This is a genomic window from Streptomyces sp. ICC1, from assembly GCF_003287935.1.
Lineage (GTDB): Bacteria > Actinomycetota > Actinomycetes > Streptomycetales > Streptomycetaceae > Streptomyces > Streptomyces tritrimontium.
Window position 1 is genome coordinate 7,448,869 of record NZ_CP030287.1, and the last position, 23,797, is coordinate 7,472,665.

The 23,797-nt window shown below is 73.0% G+C and carries 21 protein-coding genes and 2 pseudogenes; 15 read left to right on the top strand and 8 right to left on the bottom strand.

Annotated features, from left to right (window positions below):
* Positions 1-164: 164 nt before the first annotated feature.
* Positions 165-326, top strand: a pseudogene (locus DRB96_RS45345) (elongation factor Tu); the annotation flags it as partial.
* Positions 327-517: 191 nt separating this feature from the next.
* On the opposite strand, the gene tuf reads toward DRB96_RS45345, so the two are convergent.
* Complete coding sequence (gene tuf, locus DRB96_RS34790) at positions 518-1,696, bottom strand: elongation factor Tu (protein ID WP_112452014.1); 1,179 nt, start codon at positions 1,694-1,696, stop codon at positions 518-520.
* Positions 1,697-2,128: 432 nt separating this feature from the next.
* Entirely contained in the window at positions 2,129-2,845 is a 717-nt protein-coding gene (locus DRB96_RS34795; RefSeq protein ID WP_112454100.1) for a DNA alkylation repair protein, read from the bottom strand.
* 49 nt (positions 2,846-2,894) lie between these two features.
* Between DRB96_RS34795 and DRB96_RS34800 the strand changes: the two genes are divergently transcribed.
* The 5 genes from DRB96_RS34800 to lnt all read left to right on the top strand — a co-directional run bounded on the left by DRB96_RS34800 (position 2,895) and on the right by lnt (position 7,109).
* Positions 2,895-3,647, top strand: a complete 753-nt coding sequence (locus tag DRB96_RS34800; protein ID WP_112452015.1) for a TVP38/TMEM64 family protein — start codon at positions 2,895-2,897, stop codon at positions 3,645-3,647.
* Positions 3,648-3,695: 48 nt separating this feature from the next.
* Positions 3,696-4,577, top strand: a complete 882-nt coding sequence (locus DRB96_RS34805; protein ID WP_112452016.1) for an undecaprenyl-diphosphate phosphatase — start codon at positions 3,696-3,698, stop codon at positions 4,575-4,577.
* Positions 4,578-4,698: 121 nt separating this feature from the next.
* Positions 4,699-4,875, top strand: coding sequence for a hypothetical protein (locus DRB96_RS44000; protein WP_204357891.1), 177 nt, complete (start codon positions 4,699-4,701; stop codon positions 4,873-4,875).
* A 69-nt stretch (positions 4,876-4,944) separates the two neighbouring features.
* A complete protein-coding gene (locus DRB96_RS34810) occupies positions 4,945-5,415 on the top strand; it encodes a nuclear transport factor 2 family protein (RefSeq protein WP_112452017.1) in 471 nt (156 codons plus the stop codon).
* Between the two features lie 38 nt (positions 5,416-5,453).
* Positions 5,454-7,109, top strand: coding sequence for an apolipoprotein N-acyltransferase (gene lnt / locus DRB96_RS34815; protein ID WP_112452018.1), 1,656 nt, complete (start codon positions 5,454-5,456; stop codon positions 7,107-7,109).
* On the opposite strand, the gene DRB96_RS34820 is transcribed toward lnt, so the two are convergent.
* Positions 7,054-7,959, bottom strand: a complete 906-nt coding sequence (locus tag DRB96_RS34820; RefSeq protein WP_112452019.1) for a Gfo/Idh/MocA family oxidoreductase — start codon at positions 7,957-7,959, stop codon at positions 7,054-7,056. The two genes, lnt and DRB96_RS34820, sit on opposite strands and share 56 nt — an antisense overlap.
* Positions 7,960-8,042: 83 nt before the next feature.
* On the opposite strand from DRB96_RS34820, the gene DRB96_RS34825 reads away from it, so the two are divergent.
* Both DRB96_RS34825 and DRB96_RS34830 read left to right on the top strand, forming a co-directional pair.
* Positions 8,043-8,567, top strand: a complete 525-nt coding sequence (locus DRB96_RS34825) for a DinB family protein (protein WP_112452020.1) — start codon at positions 8,043-8,045, stop codon at positions 8,565-8,567.
* Between the two features lie 133 nt (positions 8,568-8,700).
* Positions 8,701-9,282 carry a hypothetical protein gene (locus DRB96_RS34830; protein WP_239517797.1) on the top strand — a complete coding sequence of 194 codons (582 nt, stop codon included), beginning with the start codon at positions 8,701-8,703 and terminating at the stop codon, positions 9,280-9,282.
* A gap of 224 nt (positions 9,283-9,506) precedes the next feature.
* Here DRB96_RS34830 and DRB96_RS34835 read toward each other — a convergent pair whose 3' ends face one another.
* The 3 genes from DRB96_RS34835 to cbiE are packed head-to-tail and all read right to left on the bottom strand — an operon-like array spanning position 9,507 to position 12,371.
* The gene (locus DRB96_RS34835) at positions 9,507-10,367 is read right to left on the bottom strand and encodes a cobalt-precorrin-6A reductase (RefSeq protein ID WP_112452022.1); all 861 of its coding nucleotides are present in this window, start codon (positions 10,365-10,367) and stop codon (positions 9,507-9,509) included.
* Complete coding sequence (cobM, locus tag DRB96_RS34840; protein ID WP_112452023.1) at positions 10,357-11,106, bottom strand: precorrin-4 C(11)-methyltransferase; 750 nt, start codon at positions 11,104-11,106, stop codon at positions 10,357-10,359. Before cobM ends, DRB96_RS34835 begins: the two co-directional genes overlap by 11 nt.
* Positions 11,103-12,371 (bottom strand): precorrin-6y C5,15-methyltransferase (decarboxylating) subunit CbiE, encoded by a 1,269-nt coding sequence (gene cbiE, locus DRB96_RS34845; RefSeq protein WP_112452024.1) that lies wholly within the window; start codon positions 12,369-12,371, stop codon positions 11,103-11,105. Before cbiE ends, cobM begins: the two co-directional genes overlap by 4 nt.
* 255 nt (positions 12,372-12,626) lie before the next feature.
* Between cbiE and DRB96_RS34850 the strand changes: the two genes are divergently transcribed.
* From DRB96_RS34850 to DRB96_RS34860, 3 genes are all read left to right on the top strand, one after another.
* On the top strand, positions 12,627-13,583 hold the full coding sequence (locus DRB96_RS34850; protein ID WP_112452025.1) for an oxidoreductase: 957 nt from the start codon (positions 12,627-12,629) through the stop codon (positions 13,581-13,583).
* Positions 13,584-13,655: 72 nt separating this feature from the next.
* Positions 13,656-15,227: an alpha/beta fold hydrolase gene (locus DRB96_RS34855; RefSeq protein ID WP_112452026.1), complete on the top strand. Its 1,572-nt coding sequence runs from the start codon at positions 13,656-13,658 to the stop codon at positions 15,225-15,227.
* Between the two features lie 144 nt (positions 15,228-15,371).
* Positions 15,372-16,787, top strand: coding sequence for an NAD(P)-binding protein (locus DRB96_RS34860; protein WP_204357892.1), 1,416 nt, complete (start codon positions 15,372-15,374; stop codon positions 16,785-16,787).
* On the opposite strand, the gene DRB96_RS34865 is transcribed toward DRB96_RS34860, so the two are convergent.
* Positions 16,784-17,305: an O-acetyl-ADP-ribose deacetylase gene (locus tag DRB96_RS34865; RefSeq protein ID WP_112452027.1), complete on the bottom strand. Its 522-nt coding sequence runs from the start codon at positions 17,303-17,305 to the stop codon at positions 16,784-16,786. The two genes, DRB96_RS34860 and DRB96_RS34865, sit on opposite strands and share 4 nt — an antisense overlap.
* A gap of 234 nt (positions 17,306-17,539) precedes the next feature.
* Complete coding sequence (locus tag DRB96_RS34870) at positions 17,540-18,355, bottom strand: trypsin-like peptidase domain-containing protein (RefSeq protein ID WP_112454102.1); 816 nt, start codon at positions 18,353-18,355, stop codon at positions 17,540-17,542.
* Between DRB96_RS34870 and DRB96_RS34875 the strand changes: the two are divergent.
* The 4 genes and pseudogenes from DRB96_RS34875 to DRB96_RS34890 all read left to right on the top strand — a co-directional run.
* Positions 18,356-19,375 (top strand): annotated as a pseudogene (locus DRB96_RS34875) (magnesium and cobalt transport protein CorA); the annotation flags it as partial.
* 681 nt (positions 19,376-20,056) lie between these two features.
* A complete protein-coding gene (locus DRB96_RS34880) occupies positions 20,057-20,449 on the top strand; it encodes a hypothetical protein (protein WP_112452028.1) in 393 nt (130 codons plus the stop codon).
* A 5-nt stretch (positions 20,450-20,454) separates the two neighbouring features.
* Entirely contained in the window at positions 20,455-21,123 is a 669-nt protein-coding gene (locus DRB96_RS34885; protein WP_204357893.1) for a nucleotidyl transferase AbiEii/AbiGii toxin family protein, read from the top strand.
* Positions 21,124-21,467: 344 nt separating this feature from the next.
* Positions 21,468-23,711 (top strand): plasmid pRiA4b ORF-3 family protein, encoded by a 2,244-nt coding sequence (locus tag DRB96_RS34890; RefSeq protein WP_112452030.1) that lies wholly within the window; start codon positions 21,468-21,470, stop codon positions 23,709-23,711.
* The last annotated feature ends 86 nt before the right edge of the window (positions 23,712-23,797 follow it).

Genomic DNA, 23,797 nt, shown 5'->3' on the forward strand with positions numbered 1-23,797 from the left:
AAAAAAAAAAAAAAACTAACCGAAAGAACAAACATACTCTCGATCTTTCACGCAATACACAACAGAATGCCTACACCTAACTGAGAGACATAGTACTCCATCACGCATCTAACATCCGTATAGACATACATGTGCGTAGTTCAGTCAATAACACACAGCATAACGGCGACGCTCGCCGGAGCTAGGCGCGCCTGGCCCTGCGGCGGGCCATGGACACGGACGTGCCCATGCCCGGGCAGTACACGGACGCGCCGTTCCGGATGCCGGTGGCGAACGTCCTCACCATCACCGGTCGCGGCACAGTCGTCACCGGCGCCGTCGGGCGGGGAGACGAGGAGGATCGCCCCGCGCCGTCGCCGTCGCCGTTGCCCGTGCCGTCGCCGTTGCCCGTGCCGTCGCCGTTGCCCGTGCCGTCGCCGCCCATGAGCCGCCCGCCCCTTCGTACACGTCGTACACGCCAGTGGTGACGGCAGTCTGGCGCAACCGGACCACCGCCACCACAACGGGTACCGGCCGGCTACCCGACCTCGGTCACCGTCCCCGCTCCGACGGTGCGGCCGCCCTCGCGGATCGCGAATCCGAGGCCGCTCTCCAGCGGGACGTCCCGGCCGAGCTCGACGGTCATGGTGACCGTGTCACCCGGCCGGGCCACGCCCGCCCCGCCCAGGTCCACGTCGCCCACCACGTCGGCGGTGCGGATGTAGAACTGCGGCCGGTAGCCGGAGGCCACCGCCGTGGTGCGGCCGCCCTCCCGGGCGGACAGGACGTACACCCGCGCCGTGAAGCGCCTGGAGGGGACGACGCTGCCGGGCGCGGCCACCACGTGCCCGCGGCGCACCGCGTCGCGCGGCACCCCGCGCAGCAGGAGGGCGACGTTGTCCCCGGCCTCGGCGGACTCCATCGGCTTCCCGAAGGTCTCCAGCCCCGTGACCACGGACTCCACGGGCTCGCCGACGCCGCCGAGGAGGGCGACGCGGTCGCCCGTCCGCACGGTGCCGCGCTCGACGGCGCCGGTGACGACGGTGCCGCGACCGGTGATGGTGAGGACGTTCTCCACCGGCATCAGGAACGGCGCGTCCGTGTACCGCACGGGCATGGGCACGTACGTGTCCACGGCGTCGAGCAGGGCCAGGATCGCCGAGGTCCAGCGCGGGTCGCCGTCCAGCGCCCCGAGCCCGGAGACCCGTACGACCGGGGTGCTGTCCCCGCCGTAGCCGTTCGCGGTGAGCAGCTCGCGCACCTCCAGCTCGACGAGGTCGGTGAGCTCGGGGTCCCCGGCGTCGGCCTTGTTCAGCGCGACCACGATGTGGTCGACGCCGACCTGCCGGGCGAGGAGCACGTGCTCGGCGGTCTGCGGCATGACCCCGTCGAGCGCGGAGACGACGAGGATCGCCCCGTCGAGCTGGGCCGCACCCGTGACCATGTTTTTGACGTAGTCGGCGTGACCGGGCATGTCGACGTGCGCGTAGTGCCGGGTGTCGGTCTCGTACTCGACGTGCGCGAGGTTGATGGTGATGCCGCGCCGGGCCTCCTCGGGGGCCCGGTCGATGCGGTCGAAGGGCACGTAGGAGGCGCCGCCGCGCTCGGCGAGGACCTTGGTGATGGCGGCGGTCAGCGTCGTCTTGCCGTGGTCGACGTGACCCATGGTGCCGATGTTGAGGTGCGGCTTGGTGCGCACGAAGGCCGTCTTGGCCATGATGTCTTCCCGTGTGGTCCGAAGCTGGATGTTCGGGACCCCCTGAGCGAACCGACCCTCCCCCTGCGGGGTCCGCCGGACGATCCGGTATGGGTCAGCTTCGTGCGCCGCCGAATGCGGTTGCGCCCGCGGTGTGTTCCGCGAGGAGGGCAGCCTTCGGCGCGTCCGCGACTGCGGACGGCGCTGCGGGGAAGGCGTGCCTGGACATGTGGCCGATCCTGCCGGATCGGGCACGGACCGTCGAACGGTTATTCGCCGAACCGCGCGCTCTCTAGTGCCGTGACCGGAAAGGTCCACCGGGTCGCGGCGCCCGGCACGGCACCTCGCCGCGTTGTCGGACCACGCGAGTACGTCCAGTACGCGACGTGATCCTCCGCCTTGCGATGCACCGCACCGGACACCGCGACCCGGCAAACCTTTCCGGTCACGGCACTAGAGGTTCTTGAGCGCCTCGCGGACCGACAGCGGGGACAGCCGGCGGCCTTCCGCGGCGACGAAGGCGCGCACCGCGCCGGGGTCCGTCTTGGCGTACTCGCGCAGGCACCAGCCGATGGCCTTGCGGACGAAGAAGTCCGGGTGGCCGCCCTGGCGCCGGCAGTAGGCGAAGAGCCGCTCGGTGTCGGTCGCGGACTTGTACCGGAGCTGGTGCAGGAGCGCGGTGCGGGCCACCCACACGTCCTCGTCCCCGATCCACTCGTCCATCACGGCCGCGAGCGCCGGGTCGGCCGCCACCAGCGGGCCCACCACGTGCGCGGCGAGCGCGTCCACGGTGTCCCACCAGGGGACGGTGGTGATCAGGTGCCGGGCGAGGGGGAGGAGGTCCGAGGAGCAGCGCCCGACGTTGCGGCGCAGGTAGTCGGCGGCGAAGTAGTGGTACTCACGCTGCGGAAGCTCCCAGCAGCGCAGCGCGAGCGCGGTGCAGTCCGTCTCGTCCGGTTTCGGGGTGTTCTTGGTCACGGCCTTCGACAGTTCGCGCCGCAGCGGGGTGCGGATCCCGAGGAAGGGCGCGACGCCCTTCATGTACGCGGCCATGTGCGCGGCCTGCTCCGCGTCCGCGGCGGCGCCGAAGGAGCCGGTGAGGCGCTCCGCCAGCAGCTCCGCGAGGGGGCTCCGCGGAACCGGCGGACGCGGCTGGTCGTTCGGCTGCATGAGGCCCAGATTACGGCGCGCGGCCACACGGGTCGGTTAGTCTCCCGGAATGTCCCTCCTCCTCGCGCCGTGGACCCGGCTCTCGCTGCTCGTCGCGCTGCTCCTGGCGGCCGGCGTCTGCGTCGTGCTGTACGAGCCCCAGCGCCTGCTGTCGGAGGGCTGGCCCCCGGGGCTCCCGGTGGGTGTGGCGGTGCTGCTCTTCGCCGGGGCGTACGGGGTGTGCACGGCCGCCCTGGTGCCGCGCCCCCTGCTGAACCTGGCGTCCGGGGCCCTCTTCGGGTCCGTGTTCGGCCTGCCCGCGGCGGTCGCGGGCTCGGTCATCGGCGCCGGCATCTCCTTCGGCCTCGGCCGGATGATGGGCCGCGACGCCCTGCGCCCGCTGATCCGCGGCCGCTGGCTGCAGGCCGCCGACGACCAGTTGGCCCGGCACGGATTCCGCTCGATGCTGGCGGTGCGGATCTTCCCCGGCCTGCCCTTCGCGGTGGCCAACTACGGTGCGGCGCTGTCGCGCTGCGGCTGGCTGCCCTTCCTGCTCGCCACCGCGATCGGCGTGGTCCCGAACACCGCCGCCTACGTGGTCGCCGGCGCCAGCGCCTCCTCCCCCACCTCCCCCGCCTTCCTCGCCTCGTTCGGCTTCATCGCCGCCTCCGCGGTGGGGGCCGCGGTCGTCGCCTGGCGCAAGCGGCACCGGCTGGCTCCCGTACGGGAGTCCGCGCCCCGGCCGGGGCGAGTGCCCGTACGGGCCCGCGAACTGACGCCGGTACACCCCCCTGTGGTCACGGCCGCACCCCACGGGCCCTAGCATCGGACCCGAACTGCCCGACGATCACAAGGACGAGCGCACCCCGACATGAGCTGGTTCGAATCCCTAATCCTCGGTCTCGTCCAGGGGCTTACGGAGTTCCTCCCGATCTCCTCCAGCGCCCACCTGCGGCTGACCGCGGCGTTCGCCGACTGGACCGATCCGGGAGCGGCCTTCACCGCCATCACGCAGATCGGCACCGAGGCCGCCGTGCTGATCTATTTCCGCAAGGACATCGCGCGGATCGTCTCCACCTGGTTCCGCTCGCTGTACACCAAGGCGCTGCGCTCCGAGCAGGACGCCAAGATGGGCTGGCTGGTGATCGTCGGATCGATTCCGATCGGTGTGCTGGGCCTCGTCTTCAAGGAGCAGATCGAGGGCCCGTTCCGCGATCTGCGGCTGATCGCCACCAGCCTCATCGTGATGGGCATCGTGCTCGGCGTCGCGGACCGGCTGGCCGCCCGTGACGAGGAGGGCGGCCGGCACCGCGCCGTCCGCGAGCGCAAGACGCTCAAGGAGCTGGGCGTCAAGGACGGCCTGATCTTCGGCCTCTGCCAGGCGATGGCACTGATCCCGGGCGTCTCCCGCTCCGGTGCGACGCTCTCCGGCGGTCTGCTGCTGGGCTTCACCCGGGAGGCGGCGGCCCGCTACTCCTTCCTCCTCGCCATCCCGGCCGTCCTGGCCTCGGGCCTGTTCGAGATCAAGGACGTGATCGAGGAGCCGGGCCACATCGCGTGGGGGCAGACGATCTTCGCCACGGTCGTCGCCTTCCTGGTCGGCTACGCGGTCATCGCCTGGTTCATGAAGTTCATCTCCAGCAGGAGCTTCATGCCCTTCGTGATCTACCGGATCCTGCTCGGCATCGTGGTGTTCGCCCTGATCGGCACGGGTGAGCTCAGCCCGCACGCCGGCGAGTCGGCGGGCCATTAACGGCGCCGCCCACCGCATCGCGTGAATCGGAGGCCGTTCGGGAACGTTCCCGGGCGGCCTCCGCGTCGTTGTGCCTGGAGAGACCTGAAGCGATCTGAAGACGAGCTGCAGGGGGTGTCCCATGGGTCGAGTGGTGTTGGAGCGGTTTCCGGCCGGAAGTCCGAGGGGGAGCTGGCCGGCCGAGGAGTACGCGGCACAGCGCACGCGCGAGGGCGTGCCGGCCGAGGTGGTGATGGACCTGGCCAGCGATGCGTTCCTCGTCGTGGTCCGCCCGCGGGAGGCGCGTTCCGGCCGTTGAGCGGCCACCGGAAGATCCGGATCCCGCACGCCTCTTGGCCTGCGCGCCCGCCGCCCTCACACTGACCCGATGACGCAGCGTGTGGACCTTGCGACCGTGATGGACCGGCTGGCGATCGACGAGGTGGTCTCGGGGTACGCGGTGGCCGTCGACGACGGCGACTGGGCCGCCTACCGCGCCCTGTTCGCCCCGGGAGGGCGCGCCGACTACAGCTCGGCCGGCGGGGTCGAGGGGCCGGCGGACGAGGTCGCGGGCTGGCTCGAGGAGACGATGAAGCTGTTCCCGGTGCGCCAGCACCTCATCGTCAACCGGCTGATCCGCGTAGCGGACCTGGGCGGCTCCCCCGGCGACACGGCGGAGGTGCGGGCGGACTTCCTCAACCCGATGCGGCTGGCCGGCGAGGAGTTCGACGGCACGGTCACCGCGCCCAACTTCGTCGCCGCGGGCCGCTACACCTTCGCCCTCGCCCGCACCGCCCGCGCCGGCTGGCGGCTGTCGCGGGTCACCGTCCACGAGAAGTGGCGCCACATGTCGGCCTGAGGCGTCCTGCTGTTCCACACTGGATGCGGAGGCGCGTCATGGTGTTCACCGTCCCCGGGCCGCAGCGGTGGTGGCGTGCGGCGGCCGCCGTCGCCGCCGGGGCGCTGCCCTGCCTGGCCTTCCCCGCCCCGGCTCTCTGGTGGTTCGCCTACGTCGCCCTCGTGCCCTGGATGCTGCTGCTGAGGTCGGCGCCCACCGGCCGGCGCGCCGCCCTGGAGGGCTGGCTCGGCGGAGCCGGGTTCGTGTTCGCCGTGCACCACTGGCTGCTGCCCAGCCTGCACGTGTTCCTCTTCGCCCTGGCCGCGCTGCTGGGCCTGCTCTGGATCCCCTGGGCCCTGCTGGTGCGGGAGCTGCTCGGCGCCGCCCCGGGTCCGGGGCGTGCGACGGCCGCGCTGGTCCTCGTACCGGCGGGGTGGCTGCTGTCGGAGCTGGCGCGGTCCTGGCAGGGGCTGGGCGGGCCGTGGGGGCTGCTCGGGGCCAGTCAGTGGCAGGTGCCGCCCGCCCTGCGGCTGGCTTCGGTGGGCGGGGTCTGGCTGGTCGGCCTGCTGGTGGTGGCGGTGAACTGCGCGGTGGTGCTGCTGGTCGCGGTGCCGGGGGCGCGGGCTCCGGCGCTCGCCGGGGTGACGGGGTGCGCGGTGCTGACCGGCGCGGTGTGGCTGTGGGCGCCGCGCCCTGAGGCGTCGGGTTCGCTGCGGGTGGCCGTCGTGCAGCCGGGCCTGGTCGCGGACGGCACGGACGCCCCGGAGCGGCGGTTCGCCCTCGGCGAGCGGCTGACCCGGACCCTGGCGGGACAGCGTCCGGACCTGGTGGTGTGGGGCGAGAGCAGCGTCGGCGAGGACCTGACGGCCCGACCGGACCTCGCCCGGCGGCTCGCCGCCCTGTCGGCCGAGGTCGGGGCTCCGCTGCTGGTCAATGTGGACGCCCGGGCCGCCGACCGGCCCGGGATCCGCAAATCGGCGGTCCTCGTCGGACCGCGTGGCCCCACCGGCGACCGGTACGACAAGATGCGCCTGGTCCCCTTCGGGGAGTACGTGCCGGCCCGCGCCCTGCTGGGCTGGGCCACCTCGGTCGGCAAGGCCGCCGACGAGAACCGCGTCCCGGGCGGCGCCCAGGTCCTGATGGAGCTGCCCGGCCGCCCGGACGTCCGCGTCGGCCCGCTGGTCTGCTTCGAGTCGGCGTTCCCCGACATGAGCCGCCACCTGGCCCGCGACGGAGCCGCCCTGCTGATCGACCAGTCGGCCACGTCCAGCTTCCAGGACGGCTGGGCCCCGGCCCAGCACGCCTCGCTGTCGGCGCTGCGCGCCGCCGAGACCGGCCGGCCCGTGGTCCACGCCACCCTGACCGGCATCAGCGAGGTGCGCGGTGCGGACGGCGGGCGGATCGGGCAGCCGCTGTCCACCTCGGCGAGCACGGCGCGGCTGTACGAGGTCCCGCTCGCCCGGGGCACGACGGCGTACGTCCGCTTCGGCGACTGGGCGGTGGGCGCCGCGCTCGCGGCCCTGGCGGGCTACGGCGCGGTGACGGGCGCCCGCCGCGCACGGCTCGGCCGGCCGACCGGGGCCGCGGCGGCCGCCGGGGACACCGGGGCCGCCGGGGCCACCGCCGCTCCGGGCCCGGGCGTGGCCGGGACGCCGCCGGTCAGCGCGCCTGCTCCAGAGCCGACTCCACCACCCGCTCGCAGAGCTCGTGGGTGAGCAGCGCGTCGCGGGCGCTGAGCGTCGTGCCCGTCTCGACGGCCGTCAGGAAGGCGTCCACGACCTGTTCGATGCCGCGCTGGCGGGCGACCGGCACCCAGTCCCCGCGCCGCCGGATCGTCGGCTGGCCCTTGTGGTCGATGATCTCCGCGAGGTTGACGACCTGGCGCTTGGTGTCCTGTCCGGAGACCTCCAGGACCTCCTCGGTGGAACCGGAGAGCCGGTTCATGATGCCGAGCGCGGTGAAGCCCTCACCGGACATCTGGAGCACCACCTGGCTCATCAGGCCGTCGCGCACCACGGCCCGCACGTCGACCTGGTCGGTCTCGCCCGGCAGCAGGAAGCGCAGGGTGTCGACGACGTGGATGAAGTCGTCCAGGACGAAGGTCCGCACGTCCTCGGGCAGCCCGACCCGGTTCTTCTGCATGACGATCAGCTCGCGCGGGTGGTCGGCGCACTGCGAGTAGCCGGGCGCGTGGCGGCGGTTGAAGCCGACGGCGAGCGAGACCCCTCGCTCCTCGGCCAGTTCGACCAGGCGCCGCGAGTCCGCGAGCTCGTAGGCGATCGGCTTGTCCACGTACGTCGGGACGCCCGCCTCCAGCAGCCGTTCCACGATCTCGGGGTGGACGGCCGTCGGGGCGTGCACGAAGGCCGCGTCGAGCTTCTGCGCGAGCAGCGAGTCGAGGTCGGCGTGCAGGCGACCCGCCGGGAGGTGGTGGTGTGCGCCGACCCGCTCCAGAGTGGCCGGGGTCCGGGTCTGCAAGTGCAGTTCGAGCCCTGGACGGGTGGCGAGAACGGGCAGGTACGCCTTCTGCGCGATGTCGCCGAGTCCGATACAGCCGACCTTCACCGGGAGCCTCCAGATGTGTTCCTCGTGGGATGTGAGCAGCCTAATCGCTGGTGGGCACGGGTGCGTTCGACAAGGATGAGGGCATGACCCCCAACAGCGGATCACACCGCAGCGAACCTTCCACCACGGCCGACGAGCGCGAGATGCTCGACGGCTGGCTCGATTACCACCGCTCCACCCTCGTCTGGAAGTGCCAGGGCCTCTCGGACGAACAGCTGCGCACGAGCCCGCTGCCGCCGTCCGAACTGAGCCTGCTGGGGCTGGTGCGGCACATGGCGGAGGTGGAGCGGTACTGGTTCCGGGAGATCGCGCTGGGCGAGGACCTCCCCGAGCTGTACTGCACCGGTGACGACCCGGACGGGGACTTCCACTTCACCGGGAAGGACACCTGGGCCGAGGCCGAGCAGGTGTGGCAGACCGAGGTCGAGCTGGCCCGGCAGGCGGCGGCCGGCCGCTCCCTGGAGCAGACCTCGCAGGCCGAGGACCACCACCGCGGCGAGGTGTTCAGCCTGCGCTGGATCTACACCCACATGATCGAGGAGTACGCGCGCCACAACGGCCACGCCGACCTGCTGCGCGAGCAGCTCGACGGTTCCACGGGCGACTAGCGGCAGAACCCCCCGGGTTTCTGGGCTGCCGGACTGCCGGGCCGTGTCAGCGGGCGGGCAGCCGTCACCCGTGGGGGGTGAATATCGGCTCCGGGTTTTCGCAACGGGGTCCTCGCACAGCAGAGTTGCGCGGGTGCATCCAACCCGAACCACGACAAAGCTGCTGCTCGGAGTCGCCTGTGCGGTCTCGGCCGTCTCCGGCTGCGTGAACGTGACCCCGGCCCCCGTGCAACCGGCGACCGCTCCCGGTGCCCCGGGGGAGCCGCCCCGGCACGAGCCCCGCGGCGGGCCGGGGGCCACGCCGGTGGTCGTCCAGGCACCCGCTCTGGAGGCGCTGAAGGCGGTGCCGGGCCGCCCTGCCGGGCCCGCGCCCTCGGCTACCGGCCGGCGGGTCGCCGAGCGCTCCGCGGCGCCGGCCGCGCAGGCCGGTACGCCGGACCGGGGCGCCGGCTCCGGAGCCCCGGCGGGCGCTCCCCCGGTCCCGGACATCCCGGAGCCCCGCCGGCCCGGCGACCCGCACCGGGACCGCGCCGACGGGCGGCCCGGCGGCCACCGCCCGCGCCACACCCGCTCCGATGAGGCCGAGGTGCCCCGCGAGCTGGTGCGGGAGCTGCCGGTGCGGCCGGCCGACGTGTGCGCCCTGGGCCGCCGGCACGGGCGCTGGCATCCGGACAGCCCGGAGGCCCGGATCTGCGCGGGCGTCCACGGCGGCTGAGACCCCCGACGGCCCCGCCCGGCCGTTCGGCCGGGGCGCTCGTCGCCGGCACCGAGGCCGGCTTCCGCGCCGGCCCGGCGCCCGGGCCGCCCGAGCAGCCGCTCGCCAGCAGGCCGCCGACGAGCAGGCCGCCGACCAGCAGGCCGCCGACGAGCAGGGTCGGCACCGCCCCGGATGTTCTGCCGCCGGCCTTCATGGCCCGCTCCCTTCGCACGCGTGAGTGATCAACGCGGCAGAGCGTAGTGCAACAGGCGCAGGGCCTCGGCGACGGAGGTCGCCACGGGGTGGCCCTCGGGGACGGGCGGGCGGCGGACGACGAGGACCGGGACGCCGGCCTCGCGGGCGGCCGTGAGCTTGGGGGCGGTGGCGGAGCCGCCGCTGTCCTTGGTCACGAGGAGGTCGATGCGGTGGCGGGCGAGGAGCTCCCGCTCGTCGTCCAGGGTGAACGGGCCGCGGGCGAGCAGGACTTCGAGGCGCGGCGGCGCGGGCGCGTCCGGCGGATCCACCGAACGCACCAGGAACCAGGGCTCGGCCAGGTGCGCGAAGCTGTGCAGGCCCATCCGGCCGGTGGTCAGGAAGACGCGCGAGCCGAGTCCCGGCAGCAGGGCGGCCGCCCCGGCGAGGGAGTTCGCGAAGTGCCAGTCGTCCCCGGGGCCCGGGGTCCAGCCGGGGCGGCGCAGCGCCAGCAGCGGCACGTCCGAAAGCTCCGCCGCCCCGGCCGCGTTGAAGCTCATCCGCTCCGCGAACGGGTGCGTGGCGTCGACCAGGTGCGTGACCCGGTGGGCGGTGATCCACTCCGCGAGCCCGGCGGGACCGCCGAAGCCGCCGATCCGGGTCTCGCCCGGCGGCAGCACCGGGGAGGCGACCCGGCCGGCCAGCGAGGTGGTCACCCGGTACGGGGTGCCTTCCGCGGCGGCCAGGGCCTGCGCCAGGCCGCGGGCCTCCGTGGTGCCGCCGAGGATCAGGACGTGCGGGCGGCGGCCCGGGCCGCTCGGGCTGCTCGGGTCGGCGGACGGACCTGCGGGCGGACCTGCGGGCGGGCCGCCCGGCGGGCCGGCGGTGGGGGCAGGCCCGTCAGCAGGCATGCCGGTCGCGCTCGGCGGAGTACAGGTGGCTGTCGCGGAACTGCTCGGCGCCCAGGGTGCGGCCCACCAGGATGACGGCGGTGCGGACCAGCCCGGCCTCCTTCACCTGCCCCGCGATGTCGGCCAGCGTCCCGCGCAGGATCAACTCGTCGGGACGGCTGGCCATCGCGACCACCGCCGCCGGGCACTCGGCCCCGTAGTGCGGCAGCAGTTCGTCCACGACGCGGTCGACGTAGCGGGTGGCCAGGTGCAGGACCAGCAGTGCCCCGCTGCGCCCCAGGGTGGCGAGGTCCTCGCCGGGCGGCATGGGCGTGGCCTGCTGGGAGATCCGGGTCAGGATCACGGTCTGGCCGACGGTGGGGACGGTCAGCTCCCGCTTCAGCGCGGCGGCCGCGGCGGCGAAGGCCGGGACGCCGGGCACCACCTCGTAGGGGATGCCGGCCGCGTCGAGCCGCCGCATCTGCTCCGCGACGGCGCTGAAGACGGACGGGTCGCCCGAGTGCAGCCGCGCCACGTCCTGGCCGGCCGCGTGCGCGCGGACGCATTCGGCGATGATCTCGTCCAGGTTCAGCTGCGCGGTGTCGATCAGGCGGGCGTCCGGCGGGCACTCGGCGAGCAGTTCGCGCGGGACCAGGCTGCCCGCGTACAGGCAGACGGGGGCGGCGGCCAGCCTGCGGGCGCCGCGCACCGTGATCAGGTCGGCGGCGCCGGGGCCCGCACCGATGAAGTACACGGTCATGTCGTCTGATCCACCATTTCGGGATAGGGCTTGGTAACCGACCACTGGGTGACGGGCATCGCCTGGCGCCAGCCCGTGAAACCGCCGACCGGCACGGCGTGCGCGACGGCCAGTTTCACCAGGTCGCCGCCGTGGCGCCGGTAGCGCTCGGTGAGGACGGCCTCCGACTCCAGGGTGACCGTGTTGACCACGAGCCGGCCGCCGGGGGCCAGCACCTCCCAGGCCGCGTCGAGCAGGCCCGGCGCAGTGAGGCCGCCGCCGATGAACACGGCGTCGGGGGCGGGCAGTCCGGCGAGCGCCCCGGGCGCGGCGCCGGTGACCACGCGCAGTCCGGGCACGCCGAGCGCGGCCGCGTTGCGGGTGATCCGCGCGGCCCGCTCGGCCACCCGCTCCACGGTCACCGCGCGGCAGGAAGGGTGCGTGCGCATCCACTCGATGGCGATGGAGCCGGAGCCGCCGCCGATGTCCCACAGCAGTTCGCCGGGGGCCGGGGCCAGCGCGCACAGGGTGGCGGCGCGGACGTGGCGCTTGGTGGGCTGGCCGTCGTGCTCGTAGGCGGTGTCGGGCAGGCCGGGGGTCGCGCCGAGCCGGGGGACCCCGGCGGCGGGGTCGCGGCGGCAGTCGACGGCGACCACGTTGAGGGGGTCGCCGGGGGCGCGGTCCCAGCTCCGGGCGAGGCCCTCGTACGCGTCCTCGTGCTCGGAGCCGAGCTGTTCCAGGACGCGCATCCGGCTGGGGCCGAAGCCCCGCTCTCGAAGCAGAGCGGCGATCTCGTTTGCGGTCACTGCTCCGGCGCTCAGGACCAGCACCCGCCGGCCCTCGTACAGCGCGGCCGCGAGCCGGGCCACCGGGCGGCCGACGACGGTGACCACCTCGGTGTCCTCCACGGGCCAGCCCAGGCGCGCGCAGGCGTACGACACGGAGGAGGGGTGCGGCAGGACGTGCAGGGCGCCCGGGCCGAGCTCCTCGGACAGCGCGCGGCCGATCCCGTAGAACATCGGGTCGCCGCTCGCCAGCACCGCGATCCGGCGGCCCGCGTGCTCCGCCATCAGCTTCGGCACGGCCGGGCGCAGCGGGCTCGGCCACGCCACTCGGACGCCCGCGCACTCCTCGGGCGGCAGCAGGTCCAGCTGCCGGGGTCCGCCGATCAACACCTCGGCCCCGGCCAGCGCGGCCCGCGCGGGAGCGGTCAGCCCGCCCCAGCCGTCGGCGCCGAGGCCGACGACCGACACGGGTACGGGGGGCGGTGGCGGCGTCGAGCTCACTGCGCGGAACCTCGGAGTACGGGAAGGGGGTGGACCCGCAGCCTACTGGTCGGCCCCGGACACCCCGGGAGCCGGGGCCTAGTGCTGTGGCGGCCGGGTGGGGCCCCTTTCCCGCGTGCCCCGCGCGGAGGTGCACCCGCGGCCGGCCGGGCCCCGCGGCGGCAGGGCTCCGGGAGCCGGGCTCCGGGCTCCGGGCGTAGGGTGCGGGGGCCAGGGACCCGGCCGGGGTCCCGGCGGCGAGCGGGAGGAGGCGGCATGCCGGGCTGGAAGGCCGCGCACATACCCGATCAGAGCGGCCGCACGGCCGTGGTCACCGGGGCCAACAGCGGGATCGGCTACTTCGCCGCCCGGGAGCTCGCCCGGCGCGGGGCCGCGGTCGTGCTGGCCTGCCGCAGCGCGGCCCGGGGACGGGCGGCCGAGGTCGCACTGCGCTCCGAACTGCCCGGCGCGGACGTGCGGTTCATCCCGCTGGACCTCGCCGACCTGGCCACCGTGCGGGAGTTCGCGCGGGAGTACGGCCAACGGCACGGCAGCCTCGACCTCCTCGTCAACAACGCCGGGGTGATGGCCCTGCCGTACGGGCGGACCGCGGACGGGTTCGAGACGCAGTTCGGGGTCAACCACCTCGGCCACTTCGCCCTCACCGGGCTGCTCCTGCCCGGGCTCCTCGCCGCCGGCCCCGGGGCCCGGGTCGTGAACCTCTCCAGCGGCTTCCACGCCCTCGGGGACGTGGACCACGAGGACCTGAACGGCGAGCGCCGCTACCGGCGCTGGATCGCCTACGGCCGCTCCAAGACCGCGAACCTGCTCTTCACCCACGAGCTCGCCCGCCGGCTCGCGGCCGCCGGCTCCGGGATCGTCACCGCCGCCGCCCACCCCGGTTACGCCTCCACCAACCTGCACGTCGGAGCGACCCCGCAGGCGGGCACCACCCTCACCTCGCGGATCACGGTCGCCGCCAACACCCTGGGCAACACCATCGGGAACGGCGTCATCGCACAGTCCGCCGCCTCCGGCGCCCTGCCCACCCTGTACGCGGCCACCGCGCCCGGGGTCCGGCCGGACGAGTTCATCGGTCCGCGGCTCGGCTGGCGCGGGGCGCCCGCCCGATCCTGGCGGGCGAAATGGACCTTGGACGACAAGTCCGGCGAACGCCTCTGGTCCGCCTCCGAAAAGCTCACGGGAGTCTCGTACGCGTCCCTATCGCACTGAATCCCCGAGGGCTAACTTGCTACTCGCCAGTCACTTTCTTCAGGCTGTCGGGCCGCATCCCCTGGGAGAGCCATGCGCAGATCCGCCCTGCCCGTGCCCCTGCTGTTCCCGCTCCTCCTCGCCACGCTCGCGGCGCTCCTCGCGACCGCCCTCACCGCACCGCCCGCCCGGGCCGCCGCGAGCGCGGAGCGCCGTACGCCGGTCGTCCTCGTCCACGGCTACGGGGACACCGCGGCCTCCCTCGACGGGCTGGAGGACCACCTGCGCGGCCAGGGCTGGCTCTCGAGCGACCTCGCCGAGTTCGGCTACGACTGGGCCGCGACGAACGAGTCCAACGCGGCCCGCTTCGGGGCCTTCCTCACCGAGCGCTTCGGCGCCCGCCAGGTCAACGTCGTGGCCCACAGCATGGGTTCGCTGCTCACCCGCAAGTACCTCAAGGACGGCGGGAGTTCCCGGGTCCGTGCCTGGGTCTCGCTGGGCGGGCCCAACCACGGGGCGGGTGACGCCGCGCCCTGCGGCCCCTTCGGCACCTTCTGCGACATCCACGCCGCCTCCCTCGCCGACATGACCCCCGGCGGCGCCTTCCTGACCTCCCTCAACGCGGGTGACGAGACCCCGGGCGCCACCCGCTACACCACCTTCAGCTCCACCTGCGACCAGCAGATCCCGCCCGGCGACAGCCGCGCCCCGCGCTCCACCGAACTGGCCGGCGCCGTCAACCACGTCCTCCCGGTCGGCGACAGCGGCTGCCCCTCGCACTACGGGCTGCTCGGCAACGACTGGATCCGCCGGCAGATCGTCGCCGAGTTCTCCAAGGACCCGGTGAGCCGGGTCGACCTGAAGAACGGCCCCTTCCGCATCACCGTCGACTCGGCCCGCTTCACCTCCGCCGGGGAGAGCGGTCCCGAGCTCTACGACGGCCTCACGCTCACCACCGACGGGACCGCCCGCACCCTGTGGCACCGCGACCGCGCCGGCGCCACCGCCTTCCCCGACCACGACCCCTGGTTCGGGCTCGACGATTCCGCCCGCGGGCAGGTCTTCGGCTCCGGCGCCACCATCACCGCCCACGTCACCGACGCCGACTACACCGCCGGGAACAACGACGACGTGATGGCCGCCGGCCGCGTCCACTGGGACCCGGCCCTCGGCTTCGGCCGGTTCACCGCGAAGATGGCGGGAGTGGACGGCGGCGAGGTGTCCGTCACCTACACCGTCACCCCGGCGCAGGGCGTCCCCGCCTGCCGGGTCCGCGTGGACGGGGCCGAGCTGACCTACTTCGACGACGGCACGACCCGGCCCGCGCTCTACGGGGACCTCACGGTCCGGACCGGTGACGGCGGCCGCGGCGCCGTGTGGTCGCGCTCCTCGTCGGACCCGTCGACCTTCCCCAACAAGGGCGGCCGCACCAACCCGGACCCGTACTTCCACCAGCAGGTCGGCTCGGGGACGACGTACGGCCCCGGCCCCTTCGAGATCGGCGTGTACCTCTGGGACCGCGACGCCTCCTCGGCCGACGACCTGGTCGCCCGCGGCACGGTGGCCTGGGATCCCTACACCGACCAGCCCGGAACCCGTACGAGCGACTTCCGCGGCGACGACGACGGGCACGTGCGGGTCACCTGGACGGTCCTGTGTCCGTGACCCGCCCTGACCTGCCCTGACGCGACCCCACCGGTCGAACGGGTGTGTGGGCGCCCCGGCATGAGCCCGTCCGCCCCCGGGAAGCCCCAAGGCGCCCCGTCCGGGCCCTCACCGGGGCGCGCGGACCGCACCACACTCTGCGGCATGGACGACGACGGTACGGACAACCACCCAGGAAGCACCGACTCGGAGCCCGGGGACCACGCGGTGGTCCTCGGGGCGGGCATGGCCGGGCTGCTGGCCGCGCGGGTCCTCGCGCGGCGCTTCTCCCGCGTCACCGTGATCGAGCGGGACGAACTGCCCGAAGGAGAGCCGCAGTTCCGGCCCGGGCTGCCGCAGTCCCGGCACGCGCACATCCTGTGGGCGAGGGGCGTGGAGCTGATCGAACTGATGCTGCCGGGCATCACCGGCAAACTGGTGGGTGCCGGGGCGAGCCTGCTGAACTCGCCGCGGGACTTCCTCTGGCTGAGCCCCGCCGGCTGGTTCGGCCCGTTACACGGGGCCGAAGTGCTGCTCTCCAGCCGGGAGTTGCTCGACCGGACGGTGCGCCGCGAGGTGCTGCGGGACGGCCGCATCACGATCCGCGGCGGGACGACGGCCACCGGACTGGTGGCCGGGCCGGACGGCCGCTCGGTGACCGGCGTACAGCTCCGCCACGGCGGCCCGCTGGCCGCGCGACTCGTCGTCGACGCGACCGGCCGCGCCTCCAAGGCGCCCGACTGGCTCATCGCGCTCGGCCACGCGGCCCCGGAGGTCACCCGCTACGACTCCCGACTCGGCTACTCCAGCCGCTACTTCGAGATCCCGGCCGATCCGGGGCGGCGCTGGCAGGGCCTGTACGTCCAGGGCCGCCCCGACCTCCCGCGCGGCGGCGTCCTGATGCCGCAGGACGGCAACCGCTGGCTGGTGACCCTGATCGGCAACGGCGAACACGCCCCGCCCGTCGAGGACGGGGCGTTCTTCGCGTTCGCGCGGAGCCTGCGCAGCCCGGCCCTGTACGACGCCATCCGGGACGCGACCCCGCTGTCCCCGCCCACCGCCTTCCGGAACACGGCGAACGAATGGCGCCACTACGAGCGCCTCGCACACTGGCCGGCCGGATTCGTGGTCCTCGGCGACGCCGTCTGCCGGTTCAACCCCGTGTACGGACACGGGATGACGGTCGCCGCGCTCGCCGCGGAGGCCCTGGCCAAGGAGATCCGCACCCTGAACCCGCGGGAGATCGCCGGGGCCGCCCGGCGCATCCAGCGCCGCACCACCGCGGCGTCCGCCGTGCCCTGGCAGATCGCCACCAGCGAGGACATGCGCTATCCGGTGACGAAGGGGCCGCCGCCGGACCGGGCCACCCGGATCCTGCAGCGCTACATGGCGCGGGTGATGGTGGGAGCCAACGCCGACCCGGCGATCGCGGGCCGCTTCTTCGGCGTGCTGTCGCTGACCGCCCCGCCGGCCGTCCTGCTCGAGCCCGTCACGATGGCCCGCGTCCTGTCGAAGTGGCGCCTTCCGGCCACCCCCGAAACCACCGACTACCCACCCCACCACGGCCCGCCGAAGGACTAAGAAGGCCCGGCGGCCACCGCGTTCGCGAAGGCTTCGTAGGCGCGTTCGTCGAAGAGAACGAAGCGGACCTCCTCCACCTCGGTCCGGGCCGACCGCACGGTCTCCACCGCGATCCGCGCCCCGTCGTCCAGGGGCCATCCGTAGATCCCGGTGGAGATCGCCGGGAAGGCGACGCTACGGGCTCCCAGTTCATCGGCGACCCGCAGCGACTCCCGGTAGCAGGAGGCCAGCAGCGCCGACCGGTCCTCGTCCCGCGACCAGACCGGACCGACCGTGTGGATCACGTGATCGGCCGGCAGCCGGCCGGCCGTGGTGGCGACCGCCTTGCCCGTCGCGAGACCCTTGCCGTAGTGCGAGCGGCGCAGCTGTTCGCAGGCGGCCAGGATCTCCGGACCGCCGCGCCGGTGGATGGCCCCGTCGACACCGCCGCCGCCGAGCAGCGAGGAGTTCGCCGCGTTGACCACGGCGTCGGCCCGCTCCGTGGTGATGTCGCCCCGGACGAGTGCGATGCGCGGCACGGGAGTTCCTTCCTTCGTGGAGGACACACGCTACCGGGAGCCCCGGCAAGATCCGAAAGAGCCGGCCACAGCACTAGTGCTGTGACCGGAAAGGTCCACCGGGTCGCGGCGCCCGGCACGGCACCTCGCCGCGTTGTCGGACCACCGAAGTACGTCCAGTACAAGCGGCGGCCCTCCGCCTTGCGATGCACCGCACCGGACACCGCGACCCGGCAAACCTTTCCGGCCACAGCGCTAGCCGCGGACGGCGCGTTCGTAGAGCTCGCGGACGTCGTCGTCGAAGGAGGAGCTGTAGGAGGTCTGGTCGTCGCCGCCTCCGTCGCGGCCGCCGATCACGCCGATCAGGGCCTTCCCGTCGGTCAGCACCGGCCCGCCGCTGGTGCCGTCGGGTACGTCCGGGCAGTCCAGCCGCAGCTGCGCGGGCCCGTCCGCGACGGCCAGGGTCAGGCAGCCCAGGGGCTGTTCGGCGGTGTTCGGGTAGCCCACCAGCCGGGCGGGCACCGGGAGCGCGGTTCCGGTGCGCAGCGTCCAGGCGGCGCCGGTGACGTCCTCCAGCCGCTGCCCGGGACGGCCGGGGCGGCGCACGCGCACGAAGGCCACGTCGTGGTCGGGATCGTGGTCGGCGCTCCAGCGGGGGTCCACGTCGATCCGGGTCGGGACCCAGACCCCGAAGGGGAACGTGCCGTCGTGGTAGCCGGGGGCGAAGGCCAGGTTGGTGCGGAAGCCGTTCTGGTGGACGCAGTGGGCGGCGGTGACGATGAGGTCGCCGCCGGGGGAGTGGACCACGGCGGCCGAGCAGTGGTGGTCGGGGTCGCCGTCGGCGCCGGGGGAGAACAGCGCGCCGACGGCCGGCTCGGCGGGGACGGTCCCGGCCGTCGGGGGGCCGGAGGGCTCGGCGGACACGGAGGGCTCCGGCGGCTCGTCGCCGCCGCTGCCGCCGCTGCCGCCGCTGCCGCCGCTGCCGCCGCTGCCGCCGCGGCCGACGACGACGCCGTCGGCCGCGCCGTCCAGGAGAGTGCCCGCCGCGCGCCCCCCACCCCCGCCGACCACCGCAGCGTGATCGACTCCGCCGTCTACCGCGACGGCGTGCGCATCGCCTCCCCCGTCACCCTCGCCGACACCTTCCGCCAACTCCGCGAACAGCCGGACGGCATGGCCTGGATCGGCCTGCACCGCCCGACGGAATCCGAACTCCACTCCCTGGCAGCCGAGTTCAACCTCCACCCGCTCTCCATCGAAGACGCCCTGGAGGCCCACCAGCGCCCCAAACTGGAGCGCTACGGAGACACCCTCTTCGTCGTCCTGCGCGCCGCCCGCTACCTGGACGCACTGGAGGAGGTCGACTTCGGCGAGCTCCACATCTTCGTGGGCCCCGACTTCCTGATCACGGTCCGCCACGGCGCCGCCCCGGACCTCTCGGCCGTCCGCCGGCGAATGGAGAAGTCCCCCGAACTCCTCTCCCTCGGCCCTGAGGCCGCCCTCTACGCCATCCTCGACGCGGTGGTCGACGGCTACGCCCCGGTCGTCGAGGGCGTCCAGATCGACATGGACGAGATCGAGACCGAGGTCTTCAGCGGCGACCCGGAGGTCTCCCGCCGCATCTACGAACTCTCCCGCGAAATGGTCGAGTTCCAGCGTGCCACCCGCCCCCTGGTCGGCATGCTCCACAGCCTGATGGCGGGCTTCGCGAAGTACGGCACGGACGAGGAACTCCAGCGCTACCTCCGCGACGTGGCGGACCACGTCACCCACACCAGCGAACGCGTGGACGGCTTCCGCCAGGCCCTCACGGAAATCCTGACGGTCAACGCCACCCTGGTGTCCCAACAACAGAACGCCGAAATGCGCGCATTGGCCGAAGCGGGCTTCGAACAGAACGAAGAAATCAAAAAAATCTCCTCGTGGGCCGCCATCCTCTTTGCACCCACACTCGTGGGAACCATCTACGGCATGAACTTCGAAGACATGCCGGAGCTGAAGTGGGCGGGCGGCTACCCCTTCGCAGTCGGCTTGATGGGCGTGGTTTGCGTAAGTTTGTACATGATTTTCAAGCGTCGGGACTGGCTCTAGGGGTCGACCGGCTCCACCAGCGCAGCGTACATAGTTTGCTGTTGCATCTCCGGAATGGGTACTAGTATGAGGCGCTGGGGAGCCCCTGGGGAGAAGTGATGCAAGTGATCTCGTCTACCTGCCTCCGGCAAGGCCCTGAACAGGACTTTTACCCTCCTGACGTCGCTGGGGAGAATCCGGGGAGAATCGGCTGACGACCCAGGTCCTGCGTCTGCGGTTTCGCCCTGTCCGCTTTCCTGGTCAACATCTCAGCGTGGCCCTTGCTGCACCCGCAACGGATCACAGACAGTGGCATTGCTGCTGAACGGCGGCACCATCGGCCCGCTCTGTACGCCTCCCGTTGTCGGCGCTGAACCGGCCCCACCCACCACCCGCAAAGGCCGCCGACGTCAGCATGTCTGTCGGAGTGGTCTGCTACCCGATGGTGTCCCGCCGAGGACACCATCGGTGGCGTTCGTCGATGCGAGGCCGGATGAAGCGGGAAGTGCTGGTGGTGACGAGTGGTGTTCAGGTCAGCCCAGCGTCTGCGCGTCCAGGTCTCATACACAAGCGGCCGACAGCCCGTGCCTCCTGCTCAGGGCAAGAACGGGCTGCGACAGCCGGCGCACCGCCGCTACTCACTCCGGGCGCGGGCTCGCACATCGTGGCCCGCATCACTTCTTCGGCCGCCATAATGGAGGCATGTCCTCCAGCCCACAGCATCCTGCGCCCGCGCCGAGGGGCCTCTCCGGCGCGGAAGCCGAGGACCTCGCGCTGTACCGGGAGAAGTTCCGGCGCCGTCTGCCGGAATCGCTGGACGAGCTGCATGGGCCGGCGCGCGGTGTCGTAGAGCTGCCGCTGCACCTGGCCTGGTCCGGGATGACCTCGTACGACCTGGGCAAGCCTCGCCAGCGCATGGGCCTGTACCGCACCGTCCTGCACGAGGGCCTGCACGACGACCTGCCCCTCTACCTCAATCAGGATCTGCTCCTCCAGCTGTGGCCCGTGCTGCGCACCCTCGTCGGTCGCACCGTGCGCACCGTGTGGGAGGACGCCTTCCCCCAGCTCGCCTCCCGCACCCGGGCAGCCGCGTGACGGACATGCCGGATCTGCACATGCGGCTCCTGGCGGATGTGATTGCCCTCGGCTCGCCGTATCCCTTAGTCCTCACCGGCGGGTATGCCGTGAGGGCGCACCGCCTCGTGAACCGTCCCAGCCAGGACCTCGATGTCGCCACGGAGAACCCGGCGCCCATGGCCGACATCGCGGCCGCAGTCTGTCGCGGCCTCGAGGCTCGGGGCTGGAAAGTGCATGCACTGGAAACTGCCCCGCTGTCCGCTCGCTTCACCGTGACCGACCCGGTCACCGGGCAGGACTGTGAAGTCGACATCCTGAAGGAAGTCTTCTGGCGGCCCGTCTCCCAGAGCCCGTACGGGCCCGTCCTCGCGGAGGAGGACGTGATCGGGACCAAGGTTCGCGCCCTCGCCGACCGCGGAGCGCCCCGCGACCTGATCGACGTGTTCGCTGCCTCCCGCCGCTGGACCAATACCGAGCTTGAGGAGTTCGGCCGCCGCCACGCCCGTGGCCGCTTCGAGCGCGAGGACCTGCAGGCGAACCTCACGGGCGCCGAGTGGACCGACGACGAAGCCTTCGCCGCCTACGGCCTGGACGAGACCACCATCGCCGCCCTTCGTACCTGGGCCGTGGAGTGGGCCGATGACCTCGCGGCCCGACTCCCCGAAGAGTCCGATGATCCGGACATCGACTGATCGAATCCGGACGAGACCGCATCTGCAGGCTGCCGACGAGACCGACCAGCCCCGAGAGCTCCGACTCACGCGGCTCAGACACCCGGACGGGCTACGAAACCCGGCATCACGCCGCGTCCGCACATGTCGAGGGCTGCGACAGCCGTGGCCGGTAGGGCCATGCGCTCCCGAGCGCCTTTGCCGCCCCGCGAAAGGTCGCGAGGGCAGAGGATACCTGCTGCGGGCGGCGTCGGGACCGTGTGTGCCCCGAAGGACGGTGGCCGCCACAACCGGGTTTGAGCCGGGCATACCGGCAGCGCCATGATGGGGCCGTTCGAGTGGCCCCGGTGCGGTAGGAGCAGCAGATGCGGCGAGACGGGAAGACGGCCCCGTCCGATCTCCAGCTGAAGATCGTGCTGCACGGCACAAGACCGCCCCTGTGGCGGCGCCTCGTGCTGCCGTCCGATACCTCGCTCGGGACGCTGCACGACGCCATCCAGGTCGCCTTCGGATGGCACGGTGGCCATCTGCATCTCTTCACCGACGAGTTCGGCCGGGGGTACGGCGATGCGGCCCGACTCACCGGCATCGACCTCGGCTTCGGCCACGAGGTCGGCGACGAGGACGCCACCGCGCTCGGCGACGTGCTGGCCGAGGAGAAGGCACGGCTGCGCTACGTCTACGACTTCGGCGACGACTGGGAGCACGGGATCACGCTGGAGAAGACACTGCCGTGCCCGGTCGACGCGGAGCGGGCGGTGCGCTGCGTCGGCGGCCGTCGCGCCGACGTACCGGCCGAGGACATCGGCGGCGTGCGGGGGCTGGCTGAGGTGCTGGAGTTCCTCGGCACCCCGGACGGGGCAGGGGATGGCCCGTACGGCGAGCTTGTCGCCGAGCTGCGGGCGGCCGGTTACGATCCGGCGGCCTTCGACCGGGACGGGATCACCGCGCGGCTGGCCCGGCTGACGCCGGACACGGTGTCCGGCAATGCGAAGCCGCCGACCGGTGAAGGGGCCGGGCGCGGCGGTGTCCGTCGGCTGACCGCCGAGGACGTGGCGTTGTGTACCTGTGGGCAGTGCGGGGTGGGCGATCCCGTCGATGCCGGAGTCGACGGACCGGCCGAGGATGTGCCCGTGCTGCGCCCGGTGACGCTGGCTCCGCGGGAGAACCTTGTCGCTGCCGTGCGGGGTGTTCCGCTCTTCGACGCTGCGCTGCGGCTCGCCGCCTGGTGCCGCGAGGGACGGCAGGTCACCGCTGGCCGGGTACTGCGGCCCGCGCTCGCCCGTGAGGCCGTCGAGGAGATCCAGCTGTGGAAACTGGCCGGCGACGACTCGCCGTATGCCGATGCCGTCGCGAGGGCTCGTGCGTTGAAATCGCTGCGCAGCGCCAAGGACGTGGCCGTTCTCGATGATCCGTGGTGGCTCGCCGTGGATGGCGGAATGATCACGATCAGCGGTGGCCGCGCGTGGGGTGGCGCGGCAACCGACTTCACCGGTGAGGGCCTCCTGGATTTCTGGGCCGCCACGATGGGCGATCTGCTGGAGGAGATCGGTGAGACGGGGGTGCTGAACGGGTGGCACGGTGAGTTGGGCGAGCTGACGGCCGAGATCGCCGACGGACTGGTCGGCCTGCTGTACGACGACCCGGACGACGCCTGGGTGGATGTCGACGACCTGCGTGCGAAGGCCCGCGAGGTGGGCGAGAACGGGCCGGAGTTCGATCTCTTCCAGGCGATGTTCGCGGCGTCCTTCCAGGGACTCGGGGAAAGGCTCGCCCTGCTGGGCGCGGTGGAGTACGAGCCCGGTGACGGGGACGATTCGGCCGAGGAGACGCTGCGCACATTCCTGAACGCCATGGTCGGAGAGGAGCTGGGCGGCGGTTCGGGAACCTCGACGGCAGCGTCGGCCCCGTCGTGGGACGACCAGCGCGGGCACCGCATGCGGCTCACCCCACTCGGCCGCTACGGGCTCCGCGCGTACCTGATGGAGTGCGGTGTGCCCGCGCCGCTGCTCGGCGAGTACGCCGAAGCGGACGCCGACGCTCTGCTCCAGGGGCTCCTGGGCTACTCCCCCGACGAGATGCGCCGGGAGGTCGAAGGGTGGCTGGCACACCGTTCGGCGACGGATGCCGCGGTAGGGCTGCTCGACGCATGCGCGGGAGACGGCTCCGAGGCAGCGTCGAAGCGCGCCGTGGCCCAACTGGTGCTGGCCGACCTCGACGACCCCCGGGCACTGCGCGTGCTGCGCAAGGCAGCGGACTCCGACGTCGAGGGGTGCCGCCAGGTGGCCACCACGACCCTGGGCGCACGCCTTGGGGCAGAAGCGCGCGTGGACCCGGAGCGGGCGGAGGAGGCCGGACTGTGGCTGCTCATCGACGGACTGTCGATCCTCGCCGGTGCTCAGGAGAGCGAGGAACTGACCCGCGGCTTCCTGGAGAACTGGAACACGGCGCCGGAGGCGCTCGAACAGCGGGTGGACGAGCTGTGGCGAGTGGAGCACCCAGCCACCGCCCAAGTGCTCGCCGAACTGGGTGAGGGCCTGCGCGGCGTCGACAAGCGGCTGGCCAAACGCATGCGTACCGCGGCGAACAAGGCCCACTCCCGCCGGTGACGGCAGGGGCGAAACCTGCTGGTGGAAGAAGACGCGGTGAAGACCGCCTGGACGACGGTGAGGCGAAAAAGAGAGTGGCACGAGTC

Coding starts and splice junctions, on each gene's coding strand:
- DRB96_RS34800 (WP_112452015.1), top strand. CDS start 2,895: ATGTCCCTCCTCCTCGCGCCGTGGACCCGGCTCTCGCTGCTCGTCGCG.
- DRB96_RS34795 (WP_112454100.1), bottom strand. CDS start 2,845: ATGCAGCCGAACGACCAGCCGCGTCCGCCGGTTCCGCGGAGCCCCCTC.
- DRB96_RS34860 (WP_204357892.1), top strand. CDS start 15,372: ATGGACGACGACGGTACGGACAACCACCCAGGAAGCACCGACTCGGAG.
- tuf (WP_112452014.1), bottom strand. CDS start 1,696: ATGGCCAAGACGGCCTTCGTGCGCACCAAGCCGCACCTCAACATCGGC.
- cobM (WP_112452023.1), bottom strand. CDS start 11,106: ATGACCGTGTACTTCATCGGTGCGGGCCCCGGCGCCGCCGACCTGATC.
- DRB96_RS34835 (WP_112452022.1), bottom strand. CDS start 10,367: ATGCCTGCTGACGGGCCTGCCCCCACCGCCGGCCCGCCGGGCGGCCCG.
- DRB96_RS34855 (WP_112452026.1), top strand. CDS start 13,656: ATGCGCAGATCCGCCCTGCCCGTGCCCCTGCTGTTCCCGCTCCTCCTC.
- DRB96_RS34850 (WP_112452025.1), top strand. CDS start 12,627: ATGCCGGGCTGGAAGGCCGCGCACATACCCGATCAGAGCGGCCGCACG.
- DRB96_RS34890 (WP_112452030.1), top strand. CDS start 21,468: ATGCGGCGAGACGGGAAGACGGCCCCGTCCGATCTCCAGCTGAAGATC.
- DRB96_RS44000 (WP_204357891.1), top strand. CDS start 4,699: ATGGGTCGAGTGGTGTTGGAGCGGTTTCCGGCCGGAAGTCCGAGGGGG.
- lnt (WP_112452018.1), top strand. CDS start 5,454: ATGGTGTTCACCGTCCCCGGGCCGCAGCGGTGGTGGCGTGCGGCGGCC.
- DRB96_RS34810 (WP_112452017.1), top strand. CDS start 4,945: ATGACGCAGCGTGTGGACCTTGCGACCGTGATGGACCGGCTGGCGATC.
- DRB96_RS34880 (WP_112452028.1), top strand. CDS start 20,057: ATGTCCTCCAGCCCACAGCATCCTGCGCCCGCGCCGAGGGGCCTCTCC.
- DRB96_RS34885 (WP_204357893.1), top strand. CDS start 20,455: ATGCCGGATCTGCACATGCGGCTCCTGGCGGATGTGATTGCCCTCGGC.
- DRB96_RS34805 (WP_112452016.1), top strand. CDS start 3,696: ATGAGCTGGTTCGAATCCCTAATCCTCGGTCTCGTCCAGGGGCTTACG.
- DRB96_RS34825 (WP_112452020.1), top strand. CDS start 8,043: ATGACCCCCAACAGCGGATCACACCGCAGCGAACCTTCCACCACGGCC.